14 protein-coding genes are annotated in these 25,548 nt (G+C 42.7%); 10 read left to right on the top strand and 4 right to left on the bottom strand.

The genetic code is table 11. The annotated features are described in order from the left end of the window. Window positions 1-9: 9 nt before the first annotated feature. The 4 genes from LRS05_RS06915 to LRS05_RS06900 form a co-directional block, all read right to left on the bottom strand. Entirely contained in the window at window positions 10-2,823 is a 2,814-nt protein-coding gene (locus LRS05_RS06915; RefSeq protein WP_257867641.1) for a hypothetical protein, read from the bottom strand. Window positions 2,824-3,072: 249 nt separating this feature from the next. Then, window positions 3,073-15,894 carry a GEVED domain-containing protein gene (locus LRS05_RS06910; protein WP_257867640.1) on the bottom strand — a complete coding sequence of 4,274 codons (12,822 nt, stop codon included), beginning with the start codon at window positions 15,892-15,894 and terminating at the stop codon, window positions 3,073-3,075. A 476-nt stretch (window positions 15,895-16,370) separates the two neighbouring features. Beyond that, window positions 16,371-16,859: a 6,7-dimethyl-8-ribityllumazine synthase gene (gene ribH / locus LRS05_RS06905; RefSeq protein ID WP_257867639.1), complete on the bottom strand. Its 489-nt coding sequence runs from the start codon at window positions 16,857-16,859 to the stop codon at window positions 16,371-16,373. Between the two features lies 1 nt (window position 16,860). Continuing rightward, entirely contained in the window at window positions 16,861-17,640 is a 780-nt protein-coding gene (locus tag LRS05_RS06900) for a tol-pal system YbgF family protein (protein ID WP_257867638.1), read from the bottom strand. A 145-nt stretch (window positions 17,641-17,785) separates the two neighbouring features. Between LRS05_RS06900 and recF the strand changes: the two genes are divergently transcribed. From recF to LRS05_RS06850, 10 genes are all read left to right on the top strand, one after another. Next, on the top strand, window positions 17,786-18,865 hold the full coding sequence (recF, locus tag LRS05_RS06895) for a DNA replication/repair protein RecF (protein WP_257867637.1): 1,080 nt from the start codon (window positions 17,786-17,788) through the stop codon (window positions 18,863-18,865). 41 nt (window positions 18,866-18,906) lie between these two features. Then, on the top strand, window positions 18,907-19,137 hold the full coding sequence (locus LRS05_RS06890; RefSeq protein WP_257867636.1) for an addiction module protein: 231 nt from the start codon (window positions 18,907-18,909) through the stop codon (window positions 19,135-19,137). After that, window positions 19,137-19,430, top strand: coding sequence for a type II toxin-antitoxin system RelE/ParE family toxin (locus tag LRS05_RS06885; protein ID WP_257867635.1), 294 nt, complete (start codon window positions 19,137-19,139; stop codon window positions 19,428-19,430). Before LRS05_RS06890 ends, LRS05_RS06885 begins: the two co-directional genes overlap by 1 nt. Window positions 19,431-19,442: 12 nt before the next feature. Further along, on the top strand, window positions 19,443-20,114 hold the full coding sequence (locus LRS05_RS06880) for a DUF2461 domain-containing protein (protein WP_257867634.1): 672 nt from the start codon (window positions 19,443-19,445) through the stop codon (window positions 20,112-20,114). Window positions 20,115-20,248: 134 nt separating this feature from the next. Further along, the gene (gene murB, locus LRS05_RS06875) at window positions 20,249-21,262 is read left to right on the top strand and encodes a UDP-N-acetylmuramate dehydrogenase (RefSeq protein ID WP_257867633.1); all 1,014 of its coding nucleotides are present in this window, start codon (window positions 20,249-20,251) and stop codon (window positions 21,260-21,262) included. 62 nt (window positions 21,263-21,324) lie between these two features. Continuing rightward, window positions 21,325-22,431 (top strand): glycosyltransferase, encoded by a 1,107-nt coding sequence (locus tag LRS05_RS06870; RefSeq protein WP_257867632.1) that lies wholly within the window; start codon window positions 21,325-21,327, stop codon window positions 22,429-22,431. Further along, entirely contained in the window at window positions 22,422-22,991 is a 570-nt protein-coding gene (locus LRS05_RS06865; protein ID WP_257867631.1) for an RNA polymerase sigma factor, read from the top strand. The genes LRS05_RS06870 and LRS05_RS06865 overlap by 10 nt, the downstream gene beginning before the upstream one ends. A 94-nt stretch (window positions 22,992-23,085) precedes the next feature. Next, the gene (locus tag LRS05_RS06860; protein ID WP_257867630.1) at window positions 23,086-23,226 is read left to right on the top strand and encodes a hypothetical protein; all 141 of its coding nucleotides are present in this window, start codon (window positions 23,086-23,088) and stop codon (window positions 23,224-23,226) included. A gap of 196 nt (window positions 23,227-23,422) precedes the next feature. After that, the gene (locus tag LRS05_RS06855; protein WP_257867629.1) at window positions 23,423-23,917 is read left to right on the top strand and encodes an energy transducer TonB; all 495 of its coding nucleotides are present in this window, start codon (window positions 23,423-23,425) and stop codon (window positions 23,915-23,917) included. 117 nt (window positions 23,918-24,034) lie between these two features. After that, window positions 24,035-25,504 carry a T9SS type A sorting domain-containing protein gene (locus tag LRS05_RS06850; RefSeq protein WP_257867628.1) on the top strand — a complete coding sequence of 490 codons (1,470 nt, stop codon included), beginning with the start codon at window positions 24,035-24,037 and terminating at the stop codon, window positions 25,502-25,504. Window positions 25,505-25,548 lie beyond the last annotated feature (44 nt).

Raw genomic sequence — 25,548 nt, 5'->3', positions numbered from 1 at the left:
CATAATCTGTTAATACACAACCTTTTTAACTACCCTGCCGGCGTATGTAACTACATTAAAAATGAGCAACTGGTGCTGCTGCGCAATGTTTGTAATGGCAATATTTTTACCATCAGGCTGCGTGTTGGCATATAGCAGCCTGCCCTGTACATCATAAACTTCAACTGCTTTTAGGTTTTGGGCGCTTGTAATATTCAGGGTGTTATTACCAGGATATACCATTACGTTATTGCCATTAGCTCCATGTACAGAAGTTCCCAACGCACTATCTGCAGTATATACTACTTCAAACCTGTCGCTGAAGGTACCTGCCCCGGTAGTGAAGTTATACCCCCCCTGCCCCAGGTTGTGCAGCTGGTTTGTAAATTTATCATGCAGGTAAATGTCCTGCCCTTCAGCAAATAAGCCGTCAACATGGTCAATGGCAATAGTATAATTGCCTGCTGCGGCTGCCTTTAAAACCAACGGAACAACATCCTGCGGTGTAAATGGCAGTGATTTGGCCTGTATGGTATATTCATTATTATTTATCAGCGCGGCTAGAACCGTAGGGCTGTCACCAATGTATTTAGCGTCGAGGCCGTCGTCTTCGCCATTTGTAGCGCCGCCAATGTAACCCGTATACATCTGTGAATAAACACCTGCTGCATTAGTCAGGTTCAGCCATATACCATGTGCTTCAGGCATAATATAAGCAGTATCATGCTGCACCTGCCGGAAAAACTGGTTGGCCGTGTTGCCGCTTCGCATAGCATTTGTAAATACAAGGTTATTTGTGGTATAGCCGCTTTTCAGCTGCACTATAAAGCCTTGCCCCGTGCGTAAAATTCCATTCGGGTCTTCCTGCTCGGGCTGTCCGTTTCCTGTATATATCCCTGCGCTGTTTATAGTTACATAGGCAGAGTTTTCACTGGCCGGCTGGCTTTTCTTACGCCATATCCATATACTCCCGCTGATGGCATTGGTATTGCCCGCCTGAAAAGCCGCTATGCTTATAGGTGAAGGGTACGGGTTCCCAACAAAGTTATAGCCTGTACTTGCTGTATTTAGCGGTATTGTAATAGTGCCGTTGTTGGGCACACCTGTAAACTTACCGTTAAACGTCATTACGGTAGTACCTGCATTATAGCCGTTGGCGCTGGCCGTCGTTCCGGTAAGCATATCGTCAACCATACCGGCGTTGGGCATTCTTATAAGATAACCTTTACCTGCATCAAAAGTTGTAGCTGATGCAGGGCCAAGCCCGGGGACAGTATTATATTGGTTGGTGGCAGTATTATATATGTAAAAACGGTTGGGCAATGTATTTGGCGAAAAACTGAAAAGCTTTTGCCCTGCAACCGGAGATGACCACATGGTAGAATCACTGCGGTATATCGGCGAGCTGTCGCGATTAATAACCACGTTGCCGCTATTGGCATTTATTGTAGTAGCCGTGCCTTGCAGAAGGTTGGCATTATTTGCAAAAGTAACAGTGCCGCCATTGTTAACAAGATTTCCTTCAACCGTAAGGTTTTGACCTGAATTTACACTTAGCGTTACACCACTAACAGTAAGATTGCCGGCGGCTGTAACATTACCTGCCAATTCTTTATTTCCTGAACCGGATAAAACTATATGCCCGTATTTTGCTGATGACGGCAGTACGGTGATAATTTGTGCCCCGCCACAATATTCGGTAGTTGATGCTGCACCCATTGTTACCGATGCATAATTTAAAGGTAGTGCATTTGTACCTCCAATCTTCAATGTTGCTCCGTTTGCAATGGTGAGTGTACCACCGGTGGCTGCCCTGTTAATAGTGTATACCGATAAATCAAGCGTTCCGCCATTGATAGTAAGAGTTCCGGTAAGGGTTCTGTTTGCCGAGAGCGTTACCGTACCTGAGCTAATTGTTACCGATGAAGGCCCGTTTGTTGCAGGAAATTCTGCTGTGCTTGTTGTGATGCTGCTGCCGGTATTATATACAAGTGTTCCGCCGCTTCCATACCGTAATGATGCCCCGGTGCCCAGCGTGATGCTGTTAGCGAGTGATAATGTAAGTGTGCCGTTTATAGTAAGGTTTATGCCGGCATCTACAATAACAGCAGCTGTATTTTCAACAGAAAGGTTATTCAGGGTTTGGTCTTTTGAAATTCTTAATGTACCTGAATTTTTTACTGTTACGTTGTTTGTTACAGGTAAAGCACCGCCCGTAGCATCGAGTACAAGTATACCGCCTTCAACTGTGGTGAGCCCTGTATAAGTGTTCTGTGCTTTGTAGGTTAGCGTGCCTGTTCCTTTTTTTGTAACTGAGCCACCCTGCTGTATCACACCATTTACTGTTATATTGTTTGCATCAGTAAATTCCATAGCCCTTCCTTCAGTATAAATTGGGTTGTTGAAGATCATAGGCCCGCTTACAGCCGAAAGCTGCATGTTTTCAGCATCAACACGTATAGGTACATTAAAGGTTTGTAACGCTGAAGAATTGTTGAAAATGCCAAGTGTAAGGCCCATACCCCCGTTATCTATTGTATTGTAAGTGCGTGCGCTACTTGCAGATGCCTGTATAGTAAGGCTTTGCATAGAAAAATAAGTACCGTTTACCCTCATGGTAGTGTTGGCATTATGCCCTATAAAAACATAATTGCGTGTACCTACAGGCCAAATGTCAGGCCTTACTTCGGTGCTGTTCCAGGTTTGGTAGTACCATGGCTTGTTGGTGTCATTCCACCACAAATCTGTACCCGAATTATCACGGCTAAAAACATTTTGCTGTGCAATTAGCTGAAATCCTGTAGCAATTATCGTTAAACATAGTAAGAGTAATTTTCTTTTCATCCCGAACATTTTGCATCCTTAAGTAAAATTACATCTATTTTATAAATGAGTTACTTAACTTAAAATTAACATTGTACCGAAAACGTTTTCGTGTTGAAAAGTTTTTATTTTAACCCTGAATATTAAATGATTAAGTATTCTTTTACCGTGTTTGCGTCTACCTTTCGATTTATACAAATCCTGATTAAAATTATTAAATAAATAAAAAGCCCTTCCGTAATCCGGAAGGGCTTTTTATTGGGCATAAGTTTAGTATATAACCTTCTTGCTCACTTTTGCATTATCAACAGTTGTTACCTGTACTATCAGCATTTCTTCCTGTACGCTCAGGCCTGCAACTTCGGCTGTCGAAGCATTTACGCCTGCCTTTTCATAAACCAGCCTGCCGCGTATATCAAATATCCTGATGTCTTTCATAATGGCAACACCACTGTCAATGTTCAGTTTGTTTTCATTTTTCCAGATAACAATGCTGTTCGGGTCAAGTACCGGATTATCAGTACCAAGTGCAGCATCAGTATACAACAGTTCAAAACGGTTATCAAAAACACCTTGCTCACTGCTGAAAGTATAAGCACCAACTTTAATATTGTGAGTAACGTTCAGCAATTTATCCTTCAGGAATATATTCTGATCACCGGCAAACAGTCCATCAAACTGTGCAAGCGATATAGTATAGCTGCCTGCCGCTCCCGCTTTAAACTGCAACGGAACAATATCCTGGTTGCTGAACGGAAGTGCGCGCCCCTGGATAGCATAAGCAGTTGTACCAATAACAGAGTTAAGCGCTGTAGAAGCATCATTAATAAATAGTGCGTCGATACCAGGGTCTGCACCCATAGTTGCATTGGTCTTGTAAGACACAAGCATTTGTGCCATAGGCTGGCTGCCTTTATAAAGGTTAAGCCTTATCCGGTGTACTTCGGCAGATGGCGACCTGAAGAATGACGAATCAACCGCCGTTACAGTTTGCCTCATTGTATTGTTGAATACTATCGGGCCTGATGCTTTCACAATAAAGCCCTGCCCTACCTGTAGTACGCCATTCGGATTTTCCGCTTCAGGCTGCAGGTTGCTCGTAAATTCGCCGTCGGCAGTCATAGTGCAGTATGCAGAAGCGGCTGCGCCATTCTTCTTTCTCCAGACATAGATGGTACCATCAGTATTATTTGCATTCGCAGCAAAGAATGCTGAAATGCTTATCGGCGACGGATAAGGGTTACCAATAGCATTATAACCATTGAAAGATGTTGCCGCATTATAAGTAATGTTACCATTGTTTGGCATACCATTGTAAATACCATGAAAAATCATGCGTTGTACTCCTGCATTGTAATCCTGTCCAGGAATACCAAGAACTGCCGGTACAAATGTACCTGTAGGCACACCGCCAACCTTCTGTGCATCTGGCATACGGATAAGGTATGATGCAGCCGTTGCAAAAGTTGTTGCGCTTGCAGGGCCTAAGTTAGGCACAGCCACATAATCATCACTGCCTTCATAATAGCTATAGAAGCGCGTTGTAAGTGTGTTTGGCGAGAACTGGAACAATTTCTGGTTTGCTACAGGAGATGACCAAAGTGTAAAGTCATTTCTGTACAGTATAGAGCTGTTTCTTAAAACCAAAGCTGTACCTGCGCCGGTATTGGCCACATTATCTTCCTGCCTGAGGCTTGCATAGTTTTCAATAACAAGACTGTTTGCGTCAGCAATATTTATTGCGCCTTTAACTCTTAAAGAATTTCCTTCTTTAACCCTAAGATGCCCGCCGTTCTCAATACTAACAGTGTTTGCCAGGGCTATAGTATTGCCTGATATTTCAGGGGTATTAAAGCTCGTAGGTATTACAACATTATCATTGATGGTAGGTACTGTATTTCCGCACCAGTTGCCTGCAGTGTTCCAGTCTTTACTTACCGCTCCTGTCCATGTTTTACTGCTTATAGTTACCGTTGCAGTGTCAGTTACTGTACAACCACTACCCGCAGTTGATGTAGCGGTGTATGTAGTAGTCGTAATCGGTTTTGCATAAACTGTAGAAGCATTACCACCAGTATAAGCTATGGTAGCAGCTGCGTTTGTATAAAGCCCTGTAGTTGGTGACCAAGTTACACTCTGGGCATCAGCTCCAAATTTCATAATAGGCCTTGTAGTATACGATGTAAAGCTTCCGCCCGATGTAGATCCGCAACCCTGCGCATTATCAGCATAAGTTGAGTATACCGAATTAAAGCTTGTTGTCATAACTCCAACAGTTGAGTTAGAACTGAAACAAGAAGCACACGTGCCTGTCGTATCATTATCATGGCAGATATCTATAACAATGTTTGATGTTCCGTCCCATGTATAAGGCGTTGAGAACGTGAATAAGCGATCTCCTACCGAAGGTGCCGGAACAGATGCTGCTGTAAATACAGTGGTAAATGAACCTACCAGAGCAGCGTAACCAGACCCTATTGTTGCAGCATTGGTTTTACCAATTTTTATAGTATAATTTGTTTGCGGGGTAGTCCCTGCGCCCGATGCTGTTACGTTAAACGCTATAGACCTTATTTCTCCGGCTGTAACACCCATAGCAGTAAGCTCAGAAGCCCTAACAAGATATTGTATGCGGGCACCTTCCCAGTTGCTGGTGAAAGGTGTAACACCGGCTGTTGATGATGTGTTGGTTTGAGTACCCAATGTGTAGGTATTTGCAACCATGCCTCCGTTTGCACTTAATTGAACTGCCGCCTCGCCACTACATACCGCTGCTGTTTCAGGAGTAACTGTTAGTGCAGTTGGTGCAGCATTTACTGTTACTGTTACAGCAGCTGTCCTGTTACACTGTGACCCGCCTGATTGTGATGCGGTAAGTGTATAGGCAGTAGTGACTGATGGGTTGAATGACCAACCTGTATTGGCATTTCCTGATACTCCTAAAGATGGCGACCATTGGTATGCATCATAGTCAGCCGCACCTGCTGTCAGGGTTACTGCAGCTGATGATGTGCCGTTACAAATTGTAACTGACGAATTGCTTAGTGTTAAAGCCGGCCCGCTGTTTACTGTTGCATTTACCAGCGTTCTGGCTGATGAACAACCAGAACCTACAGTAAGATTATAGAAAGCATAATAGTTGGCACTAGATCCTCCGAAATATCCTCCTGTCACAGTAATGTTATTGCCAGTATACGGGAATGAGTTTCCTGACTGGTCGCGTATAAGGCTTGTAATACCCGTGTATGCCTTCACCCTTAGTATATAACCAGTACCAGTAGGTACATTGAAGTTAAGAGGTATGGTTACCGGAGTTGTAGCGCCTGTTCCTGTAAGCGGTATTGCATCTGTTGCAGCAATCTCAGTACCTCCGGATGTATATAAGCCTACGGTTAAAGTACCTGTACCTACCGGATAAACAACAGTTGATGCAATTGTAACAGGTGCGGTTGTAGTAATTACAAGCCCTATAGTCGCATCAAGGTATCCCGTTGTACCCGAAGGGGCTGCCTTACCTACAAAGGAAGACCCACCTCCTAAATTCGCTTCAACATAATATGGCGTAGTGGTGCTTATAGACGGGGTTGTAAATGATGTACCTGTGCCAAGAGCTGTACCGCCCGTTGAAGCAGCATACCATGATAAAGTAGTACCTTCTGAGCCTGTAGCGGCAAGTGTAACCGTACCTGGGCCGCAACGCTCACCCGGAGTAGTTCCTGTAACTGAAGGTGAGTTTATAGTAATGGTAACATTATTACTGTCGCTAAACTGGCCGCTTGCACTACATGTAACCCTTAAATAATAGGTTTCTGAAGCAGTTAATGTTGGCGTTGTATATGATGCTGATGTTGCACCGCTTATTGCACCCGAACTGTTATACCACTGTATGCTGGTGCCAGACACATACACAGGAAGGTTTGCAGCAGTAAGCGTAGCTGAGCCTGAAAGGCAGAAAGTACTTGTGTTTGCAGTTACAGCTGCTGTAGCCGGCGTACCTGTACAATCTGGTGCAGTGGCTATAGTAACTACAAAATCAACTGTGTTACCACGTGCTATTGTTGAACAGGAAACACCTGATGTAACGGCATTGCCACGCAAGCTTCTTATCCTCATGCGTTTGTTACCCGGTGTAACACCAGACGGGATCACTAATGATATATTGCCTGATGAGCCAGAAGTAATTGTGCCTGATCCTACAAATTCTCCAGTATCTGCAAAATCACCGTCACTGTTCAGGTCAATCCATACACCAACGCCATGCGATGTTCCGCTGGTACCAACTGTTACATTTGCAGTGTATGTATTGCCAATATAAAGTGTGCCGGTATTTGCACCGCCTGTAAGGAAGCTATAGTATGGTGCAGTGGTAACCTGAGCCGGAGCAGCATTAAATGTAGTAGTCGCAATACTCATAACGCTAACATAGTCACTAACAGCAACATTTGTAAATGTTGGCATACAGTAATCTGTAACTGTCATCTGTGCGCTATTTGAGTTTACGCTACATCCGCCTGATGTTACTACAGCCCTGTAGTAATAGCTGCTGCCACCTGCAGTAGTATTGGCATTTACAGTCAGGGTTGCAGAGGTGTCTCCACTATATGTTGTACCTGCAGGTGTTGCTGCAGTAACATTACTCCACGGGCCTGATGCTGATGTTGCATACTGCCATTGGTATGTTGGTGATGGTGCAGATGTTGCAACAGTAAATGCAGCACTCTGCCCCACTGTTACACCTACAGCTGCCGGCTGCCCGGTTATTTGCGGTGTAAAGAATGTAAGAGTAGCCGCGGCTGATGCAGCTGTTGTACATGGCGCAGTACCAGTAACCACAGCACGGTAGTAATATGTACTAATTGGTGTTGCGGCTGTTGTTGTAACTGTAAGCGTTGGTGTTACTGCACCGCTGTAAGCTATACCTGCCGGTGTAGCATCAGTTACATTGCTCCATGGGCCAGAATCTGACGTGGCATATTGCCACTGATAGGTAAGCCCCGTTCCCGCAGCTACAACTGTGTAAGATGCTGTTCCACCAGTGTAACACACCTCGCTATTAGCAGGATTAGTGTTTACCTGCGGAAGTGTATTTACAGTAAGTGTTACAACACCCGAAATTGCTTCCGCCATTGCAGCGTCACTCACCACCACATAATATGTCCAGCCGTTATTTGCAACCCCGGCATTAGCTATGCTTAGAGTTGCTGTGTTAGCGCCACTGTAAGTAACTCCGCCAACAGTTCCGTTGGTTATCAGTTGTGGGCCGCTGCCCTGGTTTCCATACCACTTATAAGTAAGGCCTGAACCTTCAGCAACCACTGTAAATTCAACGTTACCCGAGCCACATATAGTCACACTTTGAGGCTGTGTTGTAATGCCGATATCGCTCACACCGAGTATGGCATCGTCAGATGTTGCAGGCAAGCATGGCGCTGTACCTGTAATCACAACATGGTAAAAATACCCGTTAAAAGTTTCATCTACATTATTTACACTAAGCACTGATGTAGTCACGCCACTGTAAGCGCCCCCGTTAGAAAGCGGTGTATAACTTGTGCCGCCGTTTACAGAAACATACCATTGGTAAGTAAGGCCGGTACCTGTTGCTGTAACGCTAAACTGTGTACTGTCACCGGGGGTAATTGTTTGCCCGCTGGTAAATGATGTGATATTGATTATATCATTTACGGTAATGCTTGTAGTTTTAAATGCACTACAGCTTCCGTTTGTTGCAGTATACGTAATAGTGGCTGTACCTGCGCTTATAGCGGTTACAAGGCCAGAATTGATATCAACATGGGCAACTGTTTCGTTTGATGATGTCCATACACCTGTTCCTGCACTTGCAGAGCTTACAAGCTGTACTGAACTGCCTGAACATAAAGCTGTATTGCCGCCTGTAATATCCTGTACAACCGGTGTGGCTGTAACAGTTAAGGCAGTAGTGCTTGTTACAGTATTTACATGACCAACCACACTTACATTACCTGTTGTAACTCCTGCCGGAGTTACAGCTGTGATAGTTGTAGCATTAACAACAGTAAATGAAGCTGCATTTACACCGTTAAATTTAACGCCTGTTGCACCTGTAAAATTGGTACCTGTTATGGTAATGGTTTCCCCGCCTGACGAGCATACTGCAGCCGGGGTAAAGCTTGTTATAGTAGCAGGTGACTCTTCAACACTGAAGTCATCAAACCCCATATAAAACGGTGCTGTACTACTTGCATAAGCTTTTACACCAAAATAATAAGTACCTGATACAGAAGGCACAAATGTCCTTGTCACTTTTGTATAGTTAGTACCATTCAGGGTAACATCTGCTGCAACAACAAATGAACTGCCTAAAGCGGTTGCCCCTGCAGCATCTGCAACAGTGTTTTGAAGCACATCACCCACCCATCCTGACGTGGCATCTCCCACAAACCAGAAGCTGAAGTCATAGCTTTTGCCTGCTGTAAGCTGCATAGGCGGTGTCCATAACAAAGATGCTGTTGTAGGGTAATATACTGCGAGGTAATATGGTGCTGACCTTGGGTCATTGTATGATTGTGTACCGGCATTTTGCGAGGAAAAATAGGTCGTGCCTGTTGTAGTATTGCTCCAGCAAGACGGTAATACTCCTGACCCAATTGAAGCCATGCTGTCAAAGTTCTCTGTCCACGGGAAAGAACTCACAGCATTACAAAGGGTCTTAATTGTTAGTGTTGATGATACTGTACTTACACAGTCGCCCTGCAATGCCCTTACCCTTACATAATATGTGGTATTAGCTGCCAGGCCTGATACTGTAGTAGTTAATACAGGGCCAATATTCACATTATTATAACCAGATACATATGATGTAAAGCCTGAGTTGGTAGCTACTTCAAGTACATAATCAACTCCTGATGTTGAAGACGCTGTCCAGCTAGGGGTGATTGAAGTTGAAGTGGCTGTTGCAGTTGGTGTTCCAGGCGTGCCTATAGTAGTGCTACAAGTGGTCACCGCCTGTATAAGAGGCGAAACCGTGTTGTACACCGGTCCATAACAGCCTGAATTATTATACGTATATACGTAATAAGTATATGTTGTACCTGCCGGGGTTAAACCAGTCTGGTTAAACGTTAATAATGGCCCGTTATAAACTACAGTACCACCAAGTGCACTGCCGGAATAAGTTGTATAGTCTGTTGGAGCTACAGGGGTAAATGTTCCTGAATACCTCACTACCAGGTAATGGCTAGCCGAAGCTACTGCTGCAAAAGTAGCTGTAAACCCAGAAGTTGTTTTGTTACTTGCCGTAAATGATGCTGACTGCGCAACCGGGGCTATACATGAATTCAAATCCCCATAGGCAAAGTAACCTGTATATTCTGCTACAGGTAATGCATTTGATGTGGTAATTACATTAGGTGTGCCCGATGTATATGTAACTGCCGAAGATATGCCGCTGTATTCGCCGTTGGCGGCAGGCGCCTGTATAATTTTACTTGTAGATGTTAGAGAAGCGTCACCAAGCCTTACAAATGCACTTGTTAGGTTTGTATTTGAAACCGGAATTATTTCCCACCTGCTTGATGACAGGCTTGTAACACCTGCTCCCTGTGTGCCCGGATTTGTTGTAAATGCCTCACCTTTAAAGACTACTGGGCCTGAAGCTGTTGTTGTAGGATCTATATATGCCGGAAGATATTTTGTACCCTTACCTACCGGCAATAATGTTGCAACGCTATATGTCCCGCTGGCTGTTCTTGAAGCTGCAAAAGTCCTTGCAAAAGGCCCGTTTATATAAGCCGTGGCAGAACCGCCTGATAATGTACCGGCTGCTGTAGCAGTACCGAGTGAAAGCAGGTTTACACTTGTTGTGTTTATTATACCGGCAGTAAGTGTTAATGTTCCGCTTACAGATAATGGGCTGTTTAGCGTAACACCGCCTGTGCTGGTGTTGTTTATGTTATAGCCTGCAAGGTTTGCTGTTACTGTTGTAGCGCTGTTTGATATTGTACCGTTGTTTGTAATTGATTGCGCTACAGTAACCGGGCTGAAATACACATTGTCATAATCATTGCTTGACACGAGCGTATTCGTGATTCCGACAGTATTTATTATTGTACCTCCTGTGTTAACTACAAGATCCTTACCTATAAGTAAAGCGCCTACAGTAAGCCTGCCGTTAGTATTTACTGTAACGTCTCCCGTAGCCGTTAATGGGTTGTCTGCAGATATACCACGGTTTGTACCACTGCCGGCGTTAACAATAATGTTGCCGAAAGACAAATAAGCTGTATCTGCCCACGGCTCTATATAGAAACCGCTTGTGTTACCGCCTGCATCTGTAGATATACCGTCACCAAGCCTTAATGTGTGTGAAGAGGTGGCTCCCAAAGAAGTTGCAGATGCCGAAGTATTATACATATATACAGCATAAGCGCTCGTGTTTGTTGTTGCCGCGTGTGGGTCAACAATCAACAATGTACCCCCTGTAAGATTGATGTTGGTTGAAGTAATGTTGAATAATGGCGTGCCGGATGCTACTGAATTTGCCAGCAGCCCGCCTGCGTTACCATCTATCCTTATTGTACCCCCGCTTTGTGTAAATGATGTGCCTGAATGGGCAAAGTTACCATAGATGTTAAGATTACCATTGCTTACTGTAAGTGTACCTGTATTTGTAAACCTCCTGTTTGCAACACTGTTATCAGTTATACCTACATTAACTGTACCTCCATTTTGTGTAAATGTACCGGCATTAGCAATACCTGTACCTACACCACCTGTTGCACTAAGCGTACCTGAAGTAACATTTATGTTTGCTCCGCTGTTATTTGTTATTGTTGCACCAACTGCTACAGTGCCTCCGGCAATATTTACTGTGCCGTTGTTGGTAACGGCATTTGTTACGGTAAGTGTATTTGAACCTGCCTGTAATGTACCGTTTGCATTTACTGTAATTGCTGATGCTGCCGAAGCCGCGTTTACTGTAACTGTAGTACCGGTAGAAATTGTAACACTATCTGTTGCTGATGGCACGGTGCCTTTATTCCAGGTAGTTCCGTTTTCCCAATTACCTGTTTGTACTGAATAGAAAGGAATATCGTTACTGTTCAGACCCATGTAAAAATCTTGTGCAGTTAGCTGTGCAAGCGTTAATCCTGCACGTTGTGCATGTGGCGTTGCCAAACCTGCCTGGTGTGTACCTACAAAGGCATTTTCTGTTATTACCCTTACTTCAGTGCTGGTAGGCGTTGCTCCAAAAATTGCAGGTGCGGTCATTGCTATTTTATAAGTAGCAGCACCAATGGTAGTTCCTACTGCACTAACTGTCCATTTACCTGCCGAACGTTTGTTTACTGTATAAGAAGACTCTGTTATTCCCGGATCAATATCACCCGCTGCAACATCATTATAAGTAACCATCAATATACCCGCGGCGCTAGGTGTAACCCTTTCAATCCATACATAGCGGGCATTTCCATTTGCATCCATAAGCGGATGGAAATTGTTAGCCGTAAGGTTTGGCTGTGAGCCTGCATTAATTGCTGTGCCACCTGCATTTGCATTCCAGCCACGTGCAAAACCACTGCCCGGCGCCATACCTCCTGAATTTATTGTAATGGTTGTTGCTGGTGTTGCAGCTGTACCACCCAAAAGGCCTTTACCTGCCGGTGTACTTATCTTACCGTTAAATGTAAGTGTAGTAAGTACGTTGGCAACAATGCTGCTATTTGCAATAATCTGGTTAAGCGAATTTATTGTAACACCTGTTGCTGATGTGTTATTTGTTGTAAGGTTTGTAAAGTTTGCTGTTGGGCTTGATGAAAAGTTTTGTATTAAACCACCACCTGTAACAGATACAGATTGCGCCGAAGTCTGGGTTCCTGTTGTTGTACCCGTTGTAGTGGCAAACACTACTGTACCACCTGTAAGGAAAATACCGGCATTTTCAACCAGTACATTACCTCCTATATTAGTGGTAGATGTACCTTGAGAGAATGTACCTGCTGTTACAGTAAGATTACCGTTTATGACATTTGCCCCGGTTTGTGTTACGGCACGGTTTGTTCCTGATGGGTTATTTACTATAACATTACCCAGGTTGAGCCTTCCAAACCCAACATATCCGTTCCAGTAAAACCCGCTGCTGTTACCTCCTTGCTGCGATGATGTGCCATCACCAAACCTCAGGGTATGTGCTGTTGCAGCATTTGCACTTACAGAGCTTGCTATATTAGCATATAATGCATAGGCGCTTGTATTTGTCCCCGCTGTGTGAGGGTCAATAATGGTAAGTGTACCACCTGTAAGGTTTATAGCACCTGTAGAAAATGTTACGCTGCTTGTACCAAAACCAAGTAATGGGGTTCCTGATGCTACAGAAGTTGATGTATTAAAATTATCGTTACCATCTATAGTAATACTGCCGTTGCTCTGTGCAAAAGTTGAGCCATTGGCATTTGCAATATTACCGTTAACTGCAAGTGTACCTCCGGATACTGTGAGTGTACCTGAATTTGACAGGGCATTGTTATTGCCGGTACAGCCAACAGTTAAAGTACCGCCGCTCACTGTTAATGATCCGCCGGAGTTAATTGTAAGGCTGCCGGTATTAGCTGTACCGCTTGTTACTGTCATAGCCATTCCGTTTGGTATCACGGCAAGCTGGCCACACACAGGCCCTGTACCGTTATTCCAGTTTGCACCGGTCGCAAAATCTCCTGATGCAATTGCAGTGATTGGCTGCGTGGTAAATGTCTGCGCAGAAGACCATGTGCTGTATGTACCGCCGCAATTGGTACGAACATAGAAACTATAAGTTGTATTAGGCGTTAAACCTGTAATAGTTGCTGTTGTTCCGGTTGTTGTGCCGCTTGCCGTTGGACTTCCGCTTCCCGCAGCGCCGGTGGTACGCACTTCCCATTCATAGCCTGTTGCCGCATCACCGCTTGTTGGGGCCGTCCATGAAGCTGTACCTGTATTATATGATGTAGCCGAGGCAGATATTCCCGTAACTGGCAAACAGTTAGGCGGCACTGTTGTCACAAACTGTATTTGAGACATGTTTGTAGTGAGTGACTGGAAAGAACTTCCTGATGTTGGCGGTGAAGCCGGATCTGGATTTGTACTATCGCTGTAAAATTGTATTGCACGGTTTGATGATGCTGTGTACGACTGCCATGTAGAGCTCGAAAAGCTTGCTGCATTTTCATCTACTGCAACTACAAGGTTATTTGTACCGTCCCATAAAAACGGGGTTGCAAGTGTAATCTCCATCCATGTTGATGAAACCGGAGTCACAGTTCCTGTATATACCTGAGTCAAATCTGCATAAGGCACCCAGTCACTGGTTGTTGTAAATTCATTCTTAGAGGTATTACCCATAAATACAGTCCAGTTATTGTATGTAGAGACTGTGCCTGCACTTACATGCCTGAAACGTATTTTGGTAATATATCTCTGCCCTGCGGTAACTACTGCATTTATTTCACTTGCAAGATATATTTGCTGAGAATAGCTATATCCAAAGTTTGAATATATTGGATAATAAGAGCTTGTAGATGTTCCGGTACCTATCTGGTTTGCAGTAAGGGTACTAAAGCTTCCTGTAGAGCTATAAGATGTTCCGCCGGCATTTGTGGCATAAGCCCTGTAATAATATGTTGTGCCGCTGGTAAGTCCCGAAAGTGCAGCACTAAATGTGCCACCTGCAAGGCCACTAAAGCCTGTACCGGCAACTTGTGTACCTGTGCCGCCGGTGAAACCTGATGTTGTACTGTATTCAATACCGTAAGCCGTAACGTTGCTACATCCTAATGCGCTGATTGCAGCGCCCGATATTGTTGCGCTCGTAAGCGTGATTGAACCCGCTGTTGCACTTGAAACACTTTCGGTTGGAGTTGTATTTACACCTGAACCGCTTGGCGTAACTGTTACTGCTGATGCACCCCCGCCCGATATTGATATATTGGTGTTATATGTTGCAACAGCAGTAGGGTTAAATTTCACAAAAATCGTTTGGTTTAGCGAGCCACCGGATGGTGTAAGCGTAAGCGTTGATGTATACGTGCCTCCTGACGTTGTAGAATAGGTATAGCCTGATGATGCGCCAACAGTAACATCGGCACTTGTAAGGTTTGTACCCGTTAGCGTAAAGCTATTAGGGCCGTAGGTGCCATTGATACATTGGCTGCCAAATGCCGTAAGTGTGCCTGTACTAAGAAAAGGTGTTGCTGCAGGAGTATAAGCAAGTTTTAATCCTGAAGCCGGATAAACTGTACTGCTAAAAGTAACACTGCTGGTGTTTGCCGTACCATTTGTAGTAGCGCTCCAGTTAGTTGTACTTGAACGGTTAAAATAATCACTTGAACTCGAACCGCGCAAGCCAACTTGAGTAGTTATATCACCAGACAAATTCGGCTGAACCACATTGTATATTATTTCAATATTGTTGGTGGTTTCACTTAATATTATTTGAAAATTTAGCTGATCTCCATTTGACGCTGTAGTAGAATATCTTGAGAATTCTGTAAACTGTACTACTAGCTTTCTGTTTGGTGCCGATCCGGTTGTTTCATACCTTATACCGGTATTATTGGTCCAGATTCTTATATGAGTACCAGTTCCTGATGATGTTGCATTTGCAGACATTGTTATCGTTGTAGCAGTCTTAGAAAGTACTGTAACTCCCGAGGGGATTCCTGTAGAGCCTGTAAGTGAAGAACCCACTGCAATATTATTTGTGTTACCCGCAGTAATAGTAAGCGTGGGGCTTCCGCTAGTTCTTGTTGCTACGAGGTGTTGTCTTGCAATAAGATCTACCCCAAATGCTGAAATAACATTGTTGCTTGTTCCTCCGGATATAGGAACATAACTTGATGACGGCGTAGCTGTACCAAGCGCAATCCAACCATTTGCATTATAACCAAAATTAGTATATGAAGTACCATTGTAACTAAAGCTGAATCCAATAGGCAGATTTCCCGCTACGTTATCATCTAGGGTTGAAGCTGATGTTGACGCGACATTTGTACCACCCGTAATTGGAGTGTAAGTTGTTGTTTCTGTAGCAAAAGTATATCGAGAACTAATCTGTGCCTTTACTGTCATTATTGGCATAATTACCAATAATAAAAACGCACATTTAAGATTAACAGTAAGCCATTGGCTTTTCTCTTTTTGTGAAAATTGTTCACTAATCCTCCTGCATAGCCAATAAGCCTTTTCAGGCCAAAAGACAAATTGTAATTTTGCGACATAGTTACATTTTTAAATAGCAGCTAAAAGTAGCTTTATTAATAATAGGTTAACCTTATCTATGTCAAATTATCAATTTATCTGCTAAAACGGTGTAGATATAGTGTTATATTCAAAAGAAGACCCTTATTTACGTTTGTGTTAACAATTATTTAAAGTATTGACACACTACAACTTAAATCATCTATAGTAATTTTCCTACATAAATTACTAAAAACGTTAATAAAACGCTAATAAATCGTTAAAAATCACTTTTAATCGACGAACTGCATCATTTTATAACAAAATAGGCCTTCCGAAATTGGAAAGCCTATTTTATGTTTATATCTAAAAACACTTTAAAAACTTCTGCGTAAATCAGCCATACGAATAGCAACTATTGCTGCTTCAGTACCCTTATTGCCATGTATACCCCCGCTTCTGTCTATTGCCTGTTGCAAGGTATTATCTGTAAGCACACAAAACACCACCGGTGTATCTGTTTGCACATTAAGGTCTTTTATACCCTGTGCTACCGCTTCGCATACAAAATCAAAATGTTTGGTCTCACCTTGTATTACGCTGCCAATCGCTATAACGGCATCAACATTTTGTGATTGTATCATTTTCTTACAGCCATATATAAGCTCAAAGCTGCCCGGCACATTCCAGGTTATGATATCTTCCGGTTTAACACCATTATCAGCCAATGCCTCAACAGCGCCGTTATATAGGCCTGAAGTTATATTCTCATTCCACTCAGAAACAACAATCCCAAACCGAAGGCCATTCGTGTTTGGGATTGCATTTTTGTCGTAAGCAGATAAATCTTTATTTGCTGTTGCCATATTATTCTGTCCTGGCTATGTAAGCGTCAATGTTTGCGCCTTCAGCCGAAGTTTCATATTTTTCTTTTATCTCAGTAAAGTTCTTAAGTGCCTGGTCTTTCTTGTTCATAGCCAGCGAAAGCTGTGCAGCCTTGAAAAGGTAACGAGGTGCTGTAAGGTCATTATCGGCAGCCTTTACAGCCTTGTCATAATACTCAAGCGCATCATCATTTTGCTTAAGCTGGGCAAATGCATCGCCAATAGCGCCAAGCGTCACTGCCTTAAGCACTTCATCATCGGTTTTAAATTCTTCAAGGTGTGTTACCGCCTCTTTGTATTTACCTGTATTTAGGTAAGCCATGCCCGCATAGTAATGTGCAAGGTTAGCAGCATCAGTACCTTTATGGTTCTCTACAATATCAAGAAGGCCTTGTTTACCCTCACCACCTTTAAGCGCAAGGTTAAAAAGTGAATCCTGCTTTTCAGTAGCATCTACAGCTTCATTAAAATACTGTTGTGCCTGGAACATATCGTTTGATGCTGTTTCCTCTGCAGGAGCATCAACCCATTTATTATAGGCCAGGTATCCTACAGTAGCCAAAGCTACTACAGCAACAATGATATAAATTATCTTTTGGTTACCGGCAACCCACTCTTCGGTTTTAGATGCACCTTCGTCAAGGCTATTGAAAACTTCAGCGGTGGTGCTGTTATTATCATCAATAACTTCCTCTACAGGTTCAACTTCATTTACCTCAGCAGGTTTCGGCGCTTTATATCCTCTTTTATTGTACGTTGCCATCTATTGTATTTTAGTGAGCCGCAAAAATAAAATTTTTATTGAATAATAAAATATCTTTTCTCTTATAATTTTTCAATAATTTGCACGATGTTTCAGAAAAAGCCGTAAATTATGGCAGCCGCATTGTGCGGAGTTTTAAATACTAATGTACCTCAAGCACTTATCCCTATTAAATTACAAGAATATAGCGTCGGCAGACTATGAGTTTGACCCGAAGATAAACTGCTTTACCGGCCGCAACGGTGTTGGCAAAACCAATGTACTCGATGCTATTTATCACCTGGCCTATGGCAAAAGCTATTTTAACCCGATGGCAGTGCAAAATATAAGGCATGGAGAGGAATTTTTTGTAATTGAGGGAGAGTTTGAAAAAGCTGGGCGTAACGAGCAAATTGTCTGCAGCCTGAAGAAAGGACAAAAAAAAGCCCTTAAGCGAAATGGTAAACCTTATGATAAGTTTTCGGAACATGTTGGGTTTATTCCTTTAGTAATAATAAGCCCGTATGACAGCGACCTTATTACTGAAGGCAGTGAAACCCGCCGCAGTTTTATTGACAGTGTGATTTCAGTATCTGATGCTGCTTATCTGCAACAGCTTATTGCCTACCAGAAAGTGCTGGCGCAACGGAATGCACTGCTTAAGTATTTTGCCCTGAACCATACTTTTGATAGCGAAACGCTAACAATATATAATGAGCAGCTGGATAATTTAGGGCAGCCCATTTTTGAAACACGAAAGAAGTTTTTAGAAGACTTCATACCGATTTTCAATAAGCACCACCACACCATTACCGAGTCGGCAGAAGATGTATCGTTAACCTACGAAAGCCGTTTGTTTGACCAGCCGCTGTCTACCCTGCTCGATGAAAACCTTCAGCGCGACCGTGTGCTGCAATACACCTCTGTAGGAATACATAAAGACGACCTTGCTTTTACAATTGGCGGGCACCCTATTAAGAAATTCGGCAGCCAGGGACAACAGAAGTCGTACCTGATAGCCCTTAAGCTTGCGCAGTTTGAATTCATCAAACAAAAAAGTGGCGTGTTGCCAATATTGCTGTTTGATGATATTTTTGATAAGCTTGATGAAACCCGTGTAGCGCGTATTGTAAGCATGATAGACCATGAGGTTTTCGGGCAGATTTTCATTACCGATACCCACGCCGAACGCACTGAGAATATCATCAAGGAAATGCACCAGAGTTATAAGATGTTTAATTTGTAAAAATCATGCATATTTTTTAATTTCGTAGAAAGAATAGCATCATGAATTTACAATATATATTAGATAATAACGGAAAAACAACTGGTGTATTTATTCCTATTCAGGAGTGGCTTTCTTTTAAGAAAAAGTTTAAAGATACTGATTTAGACACCTCTGAAATTCCGCAAACACATAAAGACGAAATTGACAGAAGGGTTGAAATGATTGAAAGCGGAAAATCTAAACTTTTTGACGCTGATGAAACTATCGACGAAATTGAAAGGGACCTGTAATGAAGGTTCAGTTATCTGCCGAAGCAAAATTAGATTTAAAAACTGCCGCTGAGTGGTATGAAAATCAGCAAAAAGGCCTTGGTAAAAGGTTTACTTCTACTATACGAAGAGAACTTAAAATCATATCACAAAATCCCCAACAAACTTCATTTAGATATAAAAACATCAGAACAGCGGTAGTTACAGTTTTTCCCTATATGATACATTTTTATATTGATACAGATGCTGAAAACATAGTTATCGTTGGCATTTTCCATACATCATTAAATCCAAAAGACTGGAATACAAGATAAATAATTAAACCAATGCTGCAACCCGAAAGCTTTCAATTCCTTAAAGACTTAAAACAAAACAATAATCGCGAATGGTTTATTTCGCAGGCGAAGTGCTATGAAGAGTACAAGAAAAACTACAGGCAGCTCGGGGAGGCTTTCATAGCCGAAATGAGCAAGGTCGACGAATCGCTTAGTCAGCTTGATTTTAAGGACGTCTCGTTTCGTATAAACCGCGATATACGCTTCAGCAAAGATAAGACTCCGTACAAAACCAATATGGCGATATGGCTGAGCGAAGGTACCAAAAACACTAACCTCGCGGGTTATTACGTGCATATTGAACCGGGAGCAAGTTTTATCGCGGCAGGTATACACTATCCTGACGCGGCCGACCTCAGGAAAATACGACGCGAAATTAAAGGGTTTTACGAAGACCTTGAAGAAATAGTGGCTGAACCTCAATTTAAAAAGATATATGGTGCGCTTGACAGCGATGAAAACAATACGCTGAAATCGGCACCCAAAGATTTCGACAAAGACCATCCTGCAATTCAATTCTTACGCCTGAAAAGTTTTACAGCTACGGCAAAGCTTACAGACAAAGAAGTGCAGGCGAAAGATTTCGTTAAGGCAACATCAGAGAAACTGTTGGTTTTGCAGCCACTGGTTGAGTTTATAAACCGGGCGCTGACTACGGAATAATTCTTTTGCATCATTTTTGCCACGAATTTCACGAATTGCACAAAATATATTGTGGTTTTAAAATTGGTGGAAATTAGTGTAATTCGTGGCAAAAAATTACTTTTACGGCAGCAAATCAACTGCATATCTACTGCATGGAAATCCTTAAAAATTATCCGTTAAAACAACACAACACCTTCGGCCTTAGCGCTTTTGCAAAAGAATTTGTAGCTGTACACAGTGTTGACGAACTTACCGAAGTGCTTCGTGAAACTGCCGGCAAAGAACTTTTTATACTTGGTGGCGGCAGCAACATGCTTTTAACTAAGGATATTGACGCGTTGGTTATCCATGTAGATATAAAGGGTAAAACTATTACAAACAATGCTAATGGTACGGCAGATGTTATGGCAATGGCGGGCGAAAACTGGCATGAGTTTGTATTGTATTGTATTGACAATAATCTTGGCGGACTTGAGAACCTGTCGTTGATTCCGGGTAATGTAGGGACTACTCCTATACAAAATATAGGCGCATATGGCACTGAGATAAAGGACACTTTTGTTTCTTGCGAAGCAATGGAAATAACGACACAGCAGCTGCGCACGTTCACTAAAGAAGAGTGTGAATTTGCTTACCGCGAAAGTATTTTTAAAGGCGAACTGAAAGGTAAATACATCATTACTTCAGTAACCTTCAGGCTTACTACAGAGAACCATAAAATCAATACTTCCTACGGTGACATAGCTGCCGAACTGACTAAAAATGGCATTGTGGTTCCAACCATAAAAGATGTGAGTAATGCTGTAACAGCTATACGCCGCAGCAAACTACCCGACCCAAAAGAACTGGGTAACAGTGGCAGTTTCTTCAAAAACCCAATCATTACTAGCGAAGAATTCGAAAAAGCGTTTCTACAACATCCGCAGATGCCGCACTATACGGTTAGCGATACTGAGGTAAAAGTGCCTGCGGGCTGGCTTATTGAGCAGGCCGGATTTAAGGGCAGCCGCTTCGGCGATGCGGGAGTACATGCAAAACAGGCATTGGTGCTGGTAAATTACGGTAATGCTACGGGCCAGGAATTACTCGATTTATCAAGAAAAATTCAGTCGACGGTAAAAGAAAAATTCGGGATTAGTATTGAAGCTGAAGTAAATATTATTTAGTGTTTTTTACAAGCCAATTTAATAATTGAATGTAAATTTGCAACAGCAAAACCACCGCCTATATGCTGAACATTATTTTCTACATTTTTGTCGCGATAGTACTTATACAGCTTGTGTATTACCTGGGGATATTCTCGAAATTCGCCTTCTCGAAACCGCAGCAGGTAACGCCAAAACGTATCCCCATTTCGGTAATAGTTTGTGCAAAAAATGAAGCAGAGAAAGTAAAGCAATTTGTGCCGCTACTGGCTACGCAGGATTATCCGGACTATGAAATTGTCTTAATTGATGATGCTTCATCAGATGAAACCTTGGACATTTTCGAAGAATTTGAAAAGCAGTATAGCAACATTCGTCTTGTAAAAGTTGAGAATAACGAAGCGTTTTGGGGTAATAAAAAATTCGCACTAACACTTGGCATCAAAGCTGCTAAAAAAGAATACCTGCTTTTTACCGATGCCGACTGCTACCCTGACTCTGACCAGTGGATAAAGACAATGAGCTCGCAATTTACTATGAGCAAAACAATCATTCTTGGCTACGGAGCGTATGAAAAGATAAAAGGCTCATTTCTTAATAAAATTATACGTTTTGATGCCATGCTTACTGCCACACAGCAATTTTCCTGGGCAAAGGCAGGTATGCCATTTTCGGGGGAAGGGCGTAACCTGGCATACAAAAAAGAGGAATTCTTTAAAGTTAACGGATTCATAGACCATATGAATATACGCACAGGGGAAGACGCGCTTTTTATTAACCAATCAGCAAATAAGAAGAATACAACTGTTTGTGATGTTCCCGAAAGCTTTACTTACAGCGAACCTAAACATAGTTTTAAAGAATGGTTCACCCACAAAAGGCGTGGCGCTTACACAGCATCATTCTTTAAAATTGAGGATAAGCTGCAACTTAAGCTATTTGCTTTTACCCAGCTTGCTTTCATTATCATGGCAATTGTGCTTGGAGCTTTGCAATATAACTGGATGTTTTTGGTACCGGTGATCGTGTTCAGGTATATCATTACCTGGATTGTGATGGGCTACAGCGCCGGTAAACTAAAAGAAAAAGACACGGTGTACTTCTATCCGATTATCGAAATAATTGTTACCTTCACTCAACTTAATGTATTTATAAGCAACCTGTTTTCAAAATCTGCACATTGGAAGTAACATCCGAACTCATTCAGCAAAATATTAGTAAAGCCCGGGAGGGTGACCAGGTGGCATTTACTTTTTTGCTTGATTTTTTCTGGAATGAGGTATATGGCTTTATGCTGAAACGCACGGAAAATGAAACAGATACTGAAGATATTGTAATTGAAACTTTTGCTAAGGCTTTTGACAGGATAAGTACTTACAATCCGGAATATGCCTTTAATACATGGCTTATCGCAATCGCCAAGAATGTACATATTGACCTTCTTCGCAAAAAGAAATCGTCACTTTTTATTGAAATAACAGATGAAGAAGATGATAAGGCTTACAATGTAGCAGACACCAGCCTTACAGCCGAAGACCAGTTGATTAAAGACCAAAACCTCTCCTCTTTGCTGTCTTGCGTAAAGCAGCTTAAGCCTCAATACCAGGAAATGATACAGCTGCGCTATTTCCAGGAACTTAGCTACCAGGAAATTGCCGACACCGTACATGAACCCTTAAACAATGTAAAGGTCAAGCTTCTTCGCGCAAAAAAGTTACTTGCTGAAATCATACAAAAAAACAATTGCTGATTCTTCAGCCACTCCACTTACACACTGCAATATTCGCATATACTATAACATTATAGTTGATATATTTTAATACCAACCTTAAAACTTTAATGTTATGCCAAAAGTAAGTGTGTTTGAGCGGGGCTGGATAGACCTCGTGTTTGAAGGCCGCAACAAAGCGTACGGCGCGTATCAGCTGCGCAAGGATGACGGAAAAACCACGATGAAAGCCTTTTTTCAGGTGTTGGTTTTATGAGTTTACTGGTAGCGATACCTGTTGTAATGAATTCGTTTAAACCGGCGCCTGAAACTGCCAAAGACCCGGGGACGGTAATAGAGGTGAGCCCGGAAATATTACCTCTTGAACCACCAAAACCATTGGAGCCGCCTAAAGCTGAACCTGAAGCACCGGCACAAAAAATCCTAATAAAACAATACGGTTCGTTAAGCCGATGGCTACATCTGACCCAACTTCGGTTGATGTACCTACAACAAAGCAAGTTCAGGAAACAGAAATAAGTAATGTCACCGATGAAGGTGAAGGCCGTGAAATAGTAATAGGGCCATCATCACCTACAGGTACGCCGGAAGGCACAGGCACATCTGAAAAACCAACTACCGGGACAGGACCGGAAACTATAGAAACCTTTGTTGATGAAATGCCTGAATTCCCGGGTGGCGTTGACAATTTCCTGAAAACCGTAGGCAATAAATTCAGGATACCTGAGGTAAACCGTGTGATGCAGGTGCGGGTATATGTATCGTTTGTGGTAGAGCCCGACGGAACCATGACAAATATAAAAGTTGGCCGCGATCCTGGCTATAATCTTGCCGCTGAAGCGGAGCGTGTACTAAAATCCATTAAAACCAAGTGGAAACCCGGTAAGAAAAAAGGCAAGGCAGTTCGTACAGCTTACAGCCTGCCAATTTTAGTCAACATAAAATAACAATCTCCCCGAAAGGGGATTTTTTTATTGAGCATGCATGCGAAAGTATTAACTTTTGGTTAACGAGGGCATTTTTACAATTAGATAACTTTATGGTACATCCTAAAAAACACAGTTATGCGTAAACAATTACTCTTTGCAGTTCTTTTACTTTTTGTACAAACAATTGCCTTTTCACAATATACAACTCCCGGCACAGGCGTAAACTGGACTCTTGATGACCTGATAACAAATGCGCCTGCATCAGTATCGCTAAACGGCGGGATTTATACTATATCACAAGACATTACAATCGCTGCAACAGATGCTTTGCGTATTGAGGCCGACAATACAACGGTATATGTTAATGCAGGTGTACTCATAACTGTTTTTGGCAGTTTAGTCACAAATGCACAGAATATAACAATAACAGCTACACCCGCAAATCCGCAATCCTACTTTCAGGGGATTAGGCTTGAGGATAATTCTGTTGGCAGTTTTAAAAATACCACGATTACATATGGTGGCGGCATAAGGGTGCTTACGGCCAACTTTACAATGGACAATTGTACGGTATCTTATCATACTGATTTAATTTCAACCTCGGCCGCTATTTCATTTTCAAAGGGAAGCCCCGTGGTAAAGAACTCAACATTTAAATTCAATAAAATGCCGGCACTCGCCTCTGGGGCAAACCAGGAGGTTGCAGCGTTAATCGAAAATAACTACCTGGAATGGAACAGCCAGTCAAACGGGAACCGCCCGCAAATAAATATGGGGCCAGGAGGGAACGACACGATACGCATTATTGGAAATATCGTAAAGGGGAATCCTGCAAACACCATGGTTGGCGGTATTGCAGTCGCTGCATTGCTGGGCAACCCAAGCAAGGTGATAATTGATAATAATACCGTGTTTGATAACAGGTACGGCATCACAGTGGCAGGAACCACATCATCAGGATACATCCGTGGAAATATATTATACAACAACAATACGCAAAATAATCCTGCGCTTGGCGGCAGTGGCATTTCGCTTTCAGCAGCAGGTGTAGGCATGAACATTATTGCCTCGAATAACGAAATTAGGGGTAACCTTTGGGGGATAACCCTGGTTACTGAAGGCCATATCAATCTCGGCGACGGCTCAGATGCGTCACCCGGTGGGAATATATTTTCAGACAACGGCAATGGCGGGGTTACCTATGCCCTCTACAACAATACCACCCAGGCTGTATCAGCCATGAACAATTGCTGGATTGAAGGAACCGAGCCCACCCCTGCACAGGTTGAAGCTGTTATATACCACCAGGCGGATGACGCTTCAAAAGGACTGGTAAATTACACCCCTTATGGGTGTACACTTGGTACGGTAGACTTTGCAATTGCTCAACCTATCTTGTATCCTAATCCTACAAATGGCGTGTTGAATATAGAAACTGTAAAAGATGGCTCTGTTACGATTTACAGCATTTCAGGGCAATTATTACGTGAATGCATGCTCACCGCAGGAGAAAATCAACTCCGGCTTGATTTATCTCAAGGCGTATATATCCTGAAGAGTACAATAGGCAACAAATCATTTTACCAAAAGCTGATAGTTAACTAAGTAATTCTGCATAAGCAGTGCCGTTACAGTAATCGCCACAAAAA

The sequence above is a fragment of the Flavobacterium sp. J372 genome (assembly GCF_024699965.1).
Lineage (GTDB): Bacteria > Bacteroidota > Bacteroidia > Flavobacteriales > Flavobacteriaceae > Flavobacterium.
The sequence above is the reverse complement of the archived record's forward strand: the minus strand, read 5'-3'. Positions and strand labels throughout refer to the sequence as shown.